The organism is Mesobacillus sp. (genome assembly GCF_049588175.1).
Lineage (GTDB): Bacteria > Bacillota > Bacilli > Bacillales > Cytobacillaceae > Mesobacillus.
Window position 1 is genome coordinate 1 of the sequence record NZ_JBAVFI010000698.1, and the last position, 6,965, is coordinate 6,965.

8 protein-coding genes are annotated in these 6,965 nt (G+C 41.2%); 3 read left to right on the forward strand and 5 right to left on the reverse strand.

What is annotated here, in order from left to right; all coding sequences use genetic code 11:
* The 4 genes from WB217_RS16950 to WB217_RS16965 all read right to left on the reverse strand — a co-directional run.
* Positions 1-855: ABC transporter permease (locus WB217_RS16950; protein ID WP_423994458.1), on the reverse strand; the 855-nt coding region annotated here is incomplete at its 3' end.
* Positions 856-914: 59 nt separating this feature from the next.
* Positions 915-1,739: a M55 family metallopeptidase gene (locus WB217_RS16955; RefSeq protein ID WP_423994460.1), complete on the reverse strand. Its 825-nt coding sequence runs from the start codon at positions 1,737-1,739 to the stop codon at positions 915-917.
* A gap of 328 nt (positions 1,740-2,067) precedes the next feature.
* Positions 2,068-2,706, reverse strand: coding sequence for an NUDIX hydrolase (locus tag WB217_RS16960; protein ID WP_423994462.1), 639 nt, complete (start codon positions 2,704-2,706; stop codon positions 2,068-2,070).
* A gap of 177 nt (positions 2,707-2,883) precedes the next feature.
* Positions 2,884-3,039, reverse strand: a complete 156-nt coding sequence (locus WB217_RS16965) for a lmo0937 family membrane protein (protein ID WP_423994463.1) — start codon at positions 3,037-3,039, stop codon at positions 2,884-2,886.
* A 154-nt stretch (positions 3,040-3,193) separates the two neighbouring features.
* Here WB217_RS16965 and WB217_RS16970 point away from each other — a divergent pair, with 154 nt between their 5' ends.
* Entirely contained in the window at positions 3,194-3,982 is a 789-nt protein-coding gene (locus tag WB217_RS16970) for a Cof-type HAD-IIB family hydrolase (RefSeq protein ID WP_423994465.1), read from the forward strand.
* A 47-nt stretch (positions 3,983-4,029) separates the two neighbouring features.
* Here the strand turns inward: WB217_RS16970 and WB217_RS16975 are convergent, their stop codons facing one another.
* A complete protein-coding gene (locus WB217_RS16975; RefSeq protein ID WP_423994466.1) occupies positions 4,030-4,866 on the reverse strand; it encodes a formate/nitrite transporter family protein in 837 nt (278 codons plus the stop codon).
* A 204-nt stretch (positions 4,867-5,070) separates the two neighbouring features.
* Here WB217_RS16975 and WB217_RS16980 point away from each other — a divergent pair, with 204 nt between their 5' ends.
* Both WB217_RS16980 and WB217_RS16985 read left to right on the forward strand, forming a co-directional pair.
* Positions 5,071-5,673, forward strand: a complete 603-nt coding sequence (locus tag WB217_RS16980) for a PadR family transcriptional regulator (RefSeq protein ID WP_423994468.1) — start codon at positions 5,071-5,073, stop codon at positions 5,671-5,673.
* 11 nt (positions 5,674-5,684) lie between these two features.
* Positions 5,685-6,941, forward strand: a complete 1,257-nt coding sequence (locus WB217_RS16985) for an MFS transporter (RefSeq protein WP_423994470.1) — start codon at positions 5,685-5,687, stop codon at positions 6,939-6,941.
* Positions 6,942-6,965: the final 24 nt, after the last annotated feature.

Here is a 6,965-nt window from a genome sequence, read left to right on the forward strand (position 1 = left end):
GATCAATACCGTACTGTAAAAAATGGTGGTACCCATGATTACTGGGTAGTCACGCTGATTGATGCTTTCAACGAAATACTTTCCCATTCCCGGGATAGCGAAGATTTTTTCAATTACAAAGGTTCCTGTCAGGATGCTTGCAGCCAATGAACCAAGAATGGTTACAACCGGAAGCATTGCATTTTTCAATGCGTGCTTGAAGACGATTTTTACAGGTGATAATCCTTTTGCCTTTGCAGTTCTTATGTAATCCTGTGTAAGGACCTCAAGCATGCTGGCTCGTGTCAGACGCGCAATGATCGCCATTGGACCCGTAGCAAGCGCCAGTGTCGGAAGAATCATATGCTTAGGACTTGACCATGTTGCTACAGGGAGAATTGCCCAGTTGACTGCGAGCTGCTGGATCAGAAGTGTAGCCATTACAAAGTTTGGAACGGATATACCGAGAACGGCGATTGTCATCGCTAGATAATCGATAATTCCGTTGTGGCGCAGTGCCGCAATGATTCCTAATAAAATGCCGGAAAAGATTGCGACGATGAGAGTGACCATTCCGAGTTCAAACGATACTGGAAATCCCCTTCCCAGCATTTCATTAACTGTCTGGGAGGACTTTTTTATCGAAGGTCCGAAATCAAATGTCGCGACAGACTTTAAATACAAAAAGTATTGAACGTACAATGGCTCATCCAAATGGTAATAGGCCTCTAGGTTCTTCTGCACCGCCTCGCTCGTGGCCCGCTCTTCATTAAAGGGAGAACCGGGGATTGAGTGCATCAGGAAAAATGTTAAGGTGATGATGACCAGCAACGTTACGGCCATTGCACCCAATCTTTTGATAATGTATCCGAGCATTTACTCACTTCCTTATCTTGTCTTAATGCAATAATCTTGTTGAAATAACGCGTCGATGATCAGCAAAAAGTAGTTCTCATCGCAAGCTCTGTCATGACAAGCATAGCTTGATAGGCTTCTAGAATATCCTTAGCCTGGTAACGTACAATCGTCGTTCCTTCTTCAATTTCAGTGCCAGGCATTAAATTTGCCCACTCTGCCTCTCCATAGTTGGAGAATTCGATTCTCAGCACTGGATGATCCGGAGGAGTAAGCGGTTTCACTTTGTCTTTATTTTTTAATGCAAGTTCCGTTTTTTCAGCGAGGAGTTGCCCGGCTTTTGCAGGAGTGAGTGATTTGGCTGCTGACCTTGAAATCGACTCTTTCACTACCGCTGTTGTAACATTTGGTATAAGTGCTTCTGCCTCTCTTGCAGCGCCATCATCACCTGCTACCATGATGACAGGCACGCCGTAATAACCTGCAACGTAAGCGTTGAAGCCTAGTTCTCCAATTTGAACATCATTTATGTACATATGGCGTACTCCAAAAATCATAGAATGTGACATTACGCCTTTCATAGAAGCCCTCGCATGGTAACCAACAAATACAGCACCAGCAAAGCTATCATCTAGCCCCTGTACCATTGAAAATGGCTTGACATCCCCTGTGATCAACTGAGTTTCCGGATGCAGTTCCTCGATCAGGAGGTTGTTCATCTTGGAGTGGCTGTCATTTACGATTACTTCCTTACAGCCTTTTTCGAAAGCTGCAGTGATGACATGGTTCGCCTCCTGTGTCATGATTTTACGGCCACGCTCGTAGTTATGCTTCGCGGAATCTACATGGGTATAATCTACCAAACCAGTAATCCCTTCCATGTCTACAGATATGTATAGTTTCATTTTGACCCAACTTTCTAATAATAATTATCTTAAAATTATAAATAATAAATCTACCATTAGCAACCTTTTATCCCATAAAATTGGTCTATTACAAAGAAATAGTAGATTTGACCCCCTAAGGATCTAATCATAAAAAACTATCCGTAGAATAATATTTTCATTGGTGATCTTCATCGATCATTTTGATGGAATGGGAAGAAAATGGTTAAATCCTAGGTGTTTTCAAAAAAATGAAATAGTTTAATCAGGAAAGAATTTTTGCGAGATAATGCTTTATGTAAGCATTTTGTAAAGTTAGCTTTCGTGGATGCAAAAAAGGCACGTTTTTTTACGTGCCTCCTTCATTACTTTTAATGCAATCCATTAATTCGATAAAATGAGTCAGTACTTTTGCAGTCAGTCCCCAGATGACCTGTTCGTTGTACCTATAAAAATATTCATCCATTTTCCGGGTTTGCCATTTGTAATTTTCACCGCCAATGATTAAATCAAATGGAAAGCCATCCTCGGGTTCTACCTGGAAATTTATTTTATAGCTGTCAGGCTGATTCTTTTTAAAAAAGGATAATGGGACAGTAAAGATCTCCCCAACCTCAGCAACATTCGGTAATATCTTTTTAGAATTCTTAATCGTTCCAGCAAATGGATAGATGATCGTTCCAAAAGCTGAAACCATATAGTCCAATGGAAAGACATCGGTAATCTCGCTTTCCTGTATGCCAAGCTCCTCTGAAGTTTCGCGGATTGCGGCTTTTTGGGGATCTTCACCCTTTTCTATTTTTCCACCTGGAAAACATACTTCGCCGGGCTGCCTTCTTAAAGTCAATGAGCGTACCTCAAATAATACATGGACTTCATTATCCACTTCGACCAGCGGCAAGAGAACTGCGAATTTCAAGAATTGATCATGGCCTAGAATTGAGGGTGTACGCCCTAATAAAGCATCTGAAATTTGTCTGATTTTCATTATTGGACTCCACGCTCCCTGTACAAGTATGTATCTTATTTTATTATGAATATGAACAGAAAAGAAAGGAAATGGCTTTTTAATTAGAATAAATGAAAATCAATGTATGAGATCTTTTATTAACTTGTTATTTAGCAGCAAAAATAAAAACAGTGGCAAGATGCCACTGTCCAATTATCAATATCTGGAACCTTTTGCGCGTCCCTTGATCGCGTTATACGCGATTAAGATTAGTCCGGCTACCAAGAGTATGTGAATAACTCCTCCGGCAATATGAAAAATCAATCCTAATACCCAAAGAACCAACAATATAGCTGCTATTGTCCATAACATGATGAAAATCCCCTTCCAGTTTGTTTTTTTCTTACTTTAATCATACCCTTTGTGGATTTTCATTAAACAAGCATGCCTGCAGTCAAATGTTTGATAACTTTCTTACCACTATGTAAAACTATAGAGAAGACTAATTTTCAGTTAGGAGCTTGCCATGCATAACTATAAAATTTTGTTCCTGGATATCGACGGGACGATTTTGAGGCCTGATGATACAATCGAAGATTCAACGAAAAGCGCAATAGCGGAAATGAAGGACCAGCATATCGAAGTAGTGCTTGCTACTGGCCGGCCTATCCATGAAATTTCGGAAATTGCTGATGAGCTAAAAATCACCTCTTTTATTGGGTACAACGGTGCCCTTGCGATATATGAAGGGAAAACAATATTTGCTGAGCCTATGCACGCTCAGGAAGTCCAATACATTCTCGACGTTGCGAAGGAACACGGACATGAAGTGGTGCTCTATACTTCGGAAAAAAATTATCTCACAGATCTTGATTCCGATTTAGTGAATGCTTTTCTTAAACAATTTCATTTGCGGAAAAATGAAATTTTTACTGAAGAGCTCCTTAATGATATTTTAGGAATGACCATCATCACGAAGGGCCGACTGGGACATGAACGTTATGTGTTCAATGAGGGTATTCATTTATCACAGGTAAATATAGAGGGAATGGAACATTGCTTTGACGTCATCAGGGACAGAGTCAATAAAGGTGTTGGAGTTGAATTTTTGCTGAAACGACTTGGCATCGAGCGTGAAAGTTCTATTGCTTTTGGTGATGGAATGAATGATAAAGAAATGCTTTCCGCAGTTGGTGACGGATTCGCAATGGGCAATGCCCATCCGGATTTATTTCAGCATGCAAAACACAAGACCACTGAGGTCATCAATTCTGGGATTTATAATGGTTTAAAGTCGCTAGGTCTAATGAAATGAAAGAAAGGAACCTCTCAATAATGAGGTTCCCTTTGCCTTATCAATATTTATTTTGCAGCCCTTTTACGTGCGCTTGCCTGTGAAATTTGATTTTCTGGCTGTACTGCTTGTTTTTGCAACTGGGATTTATAACTGATCCAATAAATTAAAGCAACAAAAACTCCCCCTCCTACTGCGTTTCCTAAATAAACTGGCACAAAGTTTCCAAAGTATTCTGTCCAGCTGTAATGCCCAGCGAAAATGGCTGCTGGGATTACAAACATGTTTGCCACAACGTGCTGAAAACCAATTGCTACAAATCCCATAATCGGGAACCAAATAGCCAGGATCTTTCCTGTCATATCCGATGCTCCGTATGAAAGCCAGACTGCCAATCCTACCAGCCAATTACATCCGATTCCTGAGAAAAAAGCGGCCCAAAAGCTGTCATCTAATTTCGCTCCTGCAACCGCTACTGTTTTATCCAAGAATGGTCCAGTTTCAGTCAATCCGACTACATGTCCAAAAATATAGGCAACGAACAAAGCGCCGACAAAATTGCTGATTGTAATCCAAAACAAATTATTAAGCAGCTTTTTTACAGTCACTTTCTTTGCCAGGCTGGCGATTGAAATTGCGGTCATATTTCCTGTCAGCAATTCCCCGCCTGCAAGCAGAATTAAAATCAACCCAAGCGGGAAAACAGATGCCCCTAGAAAAGTACCAAATGTTCCCCATTCATGTGGCAGGTTAGCGATAACCCTGATATCAAGCAAATACCCCAAAGCGATAAATGCTCCTCCTAAAAAGCCGAGCACAAGCATATTCTTAATGGGCATGGAGGCTTTGTAAGTACCCGCGTCTACAGCCAGCTGGGCAATTTCCTGCGGTTTTCGAAAAGCCAATTTCATTCCTCCTGTTCTTTAGATGCATAGTTAATTAATTGGCGATGTTTATCCTTTTACTTGCTTAATTCCCCTTTGTGCAACAAAAAAACAGCCTTTTCTGAATAAATAAAAAGGGCTGAATATTTTTAGACAATTATTTAAGGTCGACATATCATAATGATATATCAAATTGATATATATTAATTAAGGAGGAAAATAACCATGTCAATTGAACATTCTATCCTAGCTGTTATCAGCTTCCGACCAAGCTCCGGCTATGACATTAAGAGTGAATTTGAACATAAAGCTGCGGGTTTATATTGGGGTTTAAGCTACGGGAGCCTTTATCCAAAGCTGAAAAAACTTGAAGAAGAGGGATACATCACCACTCTTGAGGAAGATAAGGATGGCCGAAAGAAGAAGCTGTATGATTTGACCGGAAAAGGCTGGCGCGAGCTGGAAAATTGGCTGGCGCAAACCCCTGCTCCTCAAGTGATCAAGGATGAGCTTTTCATGAAAATGGCAGCCTGGCATAAGGAAATGGATTTGGCAACTCTTTGTGTCCACCTAAGGGCAAGACAATCAGAATCTAGAGATCTCCTCAGCTATATTAAGAATTGGAAGCAGAATAAGACGTCATTCATTAACAATGTAGGAATGCTGGCTATCAGGTATGCAGAGCTGAAGCTGGAAGCTGAACTTCAATGGATAACCGAGTCGCTCGACGCGATTGAGAACAACGATATGCCTGTTGGCCAGGACCCCTCCCAATTGGAGAAAAGACAGCTTGAACGCAGAAAAATAGCATTAATGAATGAAATATAGGAGGCTAAAAGATGAATTCTGGAATGTTTAAGCCCTTGCGAAATAAAGCTTATCGCTCGCTGTTCGGAGCTCAGGTTTTTTCGGATCTCGGGAACTGGCTTGATTTTGTAGCAATACAAGTGATTGTCGCTTATCATTGGGGACTTGGTGAAGCGGCGATTGCCTCAGTCATTATTGTTCTAGGACTTCCCTGGGTAATAATCGGGCCGCTTGCGAGTGTGTTTGTCGACCGTCTGCCACAAAAAATGCTGATGATTTCCTGTCTCCTGCTCAGGATTCTTTTTGTAGCAGGCCTGTTTTTTGCGCCTAACCTATTCATTTTGTTGATTTTCGTCTTCCTAAAAGCAACCGTAGCTGCTCTATATGATCCAGCAAGGCAGAGTGCCATCAGGTTTACGGTTCCTGAGGATGAGCTCCCTGAAGCAGTCACGTTAAGTCAGCTTTCAGTCAATACAATGAAAATAATCGGCCCAGCGCTCGGAGGAGGATTAATCGCGCTATTTGGTGTGAAAAGTCCTTTTATTTTTGAAGCAGCCGGCTTTTTAATTGCTGTTTTATTTTTAATGGCTCTGCCAAAAATTGAAAAAGAAGCATTAAATCTAGAACAAAAAGTTCAGCAACCATCTTTTTTTAAGGATTTCTCCGAAGGCATTCATCATATTTTTTCAACACGCATTCTAAAAGCAGCTATCATCTTATCCTCGATCGCCTTTTTTATCATTTTTTTATATGATGGATTGTTTGTATTTATTGCTCAGAAGCTCGGCTTTGGAAAAGAGGAATTCGGCTGGCTGATCAGCTCAGTTGGATTCGGCAGTGTGATTGGGGCATTGCTGCTTGGCAAATGGACCAATTGGAAGCTGAGGCCGATTCAATTAATGGCCGCGGCATCATTGTTCAGCGGTGTGTTTATCTTATTTCTCGGCCTTGGTGCTAAAGGAGTATTTGAACTGCCGAAAATTGGCTGGATGGCGGGGGCTTTCCTTCTTGGTGTTCTTGGCTCAGCGCAGGGAGTACCATATGGTTACGTTCTTCAATCAGAAACCCCTAAACAAATGATGGGCAGGGTTTCAGCCTCAGCAATGTCACTCCAGACCTTTTCTATGTTAGTTGCACCAGCCGCAGGTGCTTTGCTGGCAAAGCTCATTGGTGTTCCAATTGTTTTAATTGGTGCCGGAATAGCGACCTTCTTTCTCGGATCTTTCGCCCTATCAATTCGAATAAACCAAGAACCTAAAAAGGAAAGTTTTCAAACACTGGACAGTTAATTTAACGCATTAAAGCGCTGGGGG

Bases quoted from the DNA above. Each gene is read 5' to 3' on its own strand.
- WB217_RS16965 (WP_423994463.1), bottom strand. From the start codon at position 3,039: ATGTTATGGACAATAGCAGCTATATTGTTGGTTCTTTGGGTATTAGGA.
- WB217_RS16955 (WP_423994460.1), bottom strand. From the start codon at position 1,739: ATGAAACTATACATATCTGTAGACATGGAAGGGATTACTGGTTTGGTA.
- WB217_RS16980 (WP_423994468.1), top strand. From the start codon at position 5,071: ATGTCAATTGAACATTCTATCCTAGCTGTTATCAGCTTCCGACCAAGC.
- WB217_RS16960 (WP_423994462.1), bottom strand. From the start codon at position 2,706: ATGAAAATCAGACAAATTTCAGATGCTTTATTAGGGCGTACACCCTCA.
- WB217_RS16985 (WP_423994470.1), top strand. From the start codon at position 5,685: ATGAATTCTGGAATGTTTAAGCCCTTGCGAAATAAAGCTTATCGCTCG.
- WB217_RS16970 (WP_423994465.1), top strand. From the start codon at position 3,194: ATGCATAACTATAAAATTTTGTTCCTGGATATCGACGGGACGATTTTG.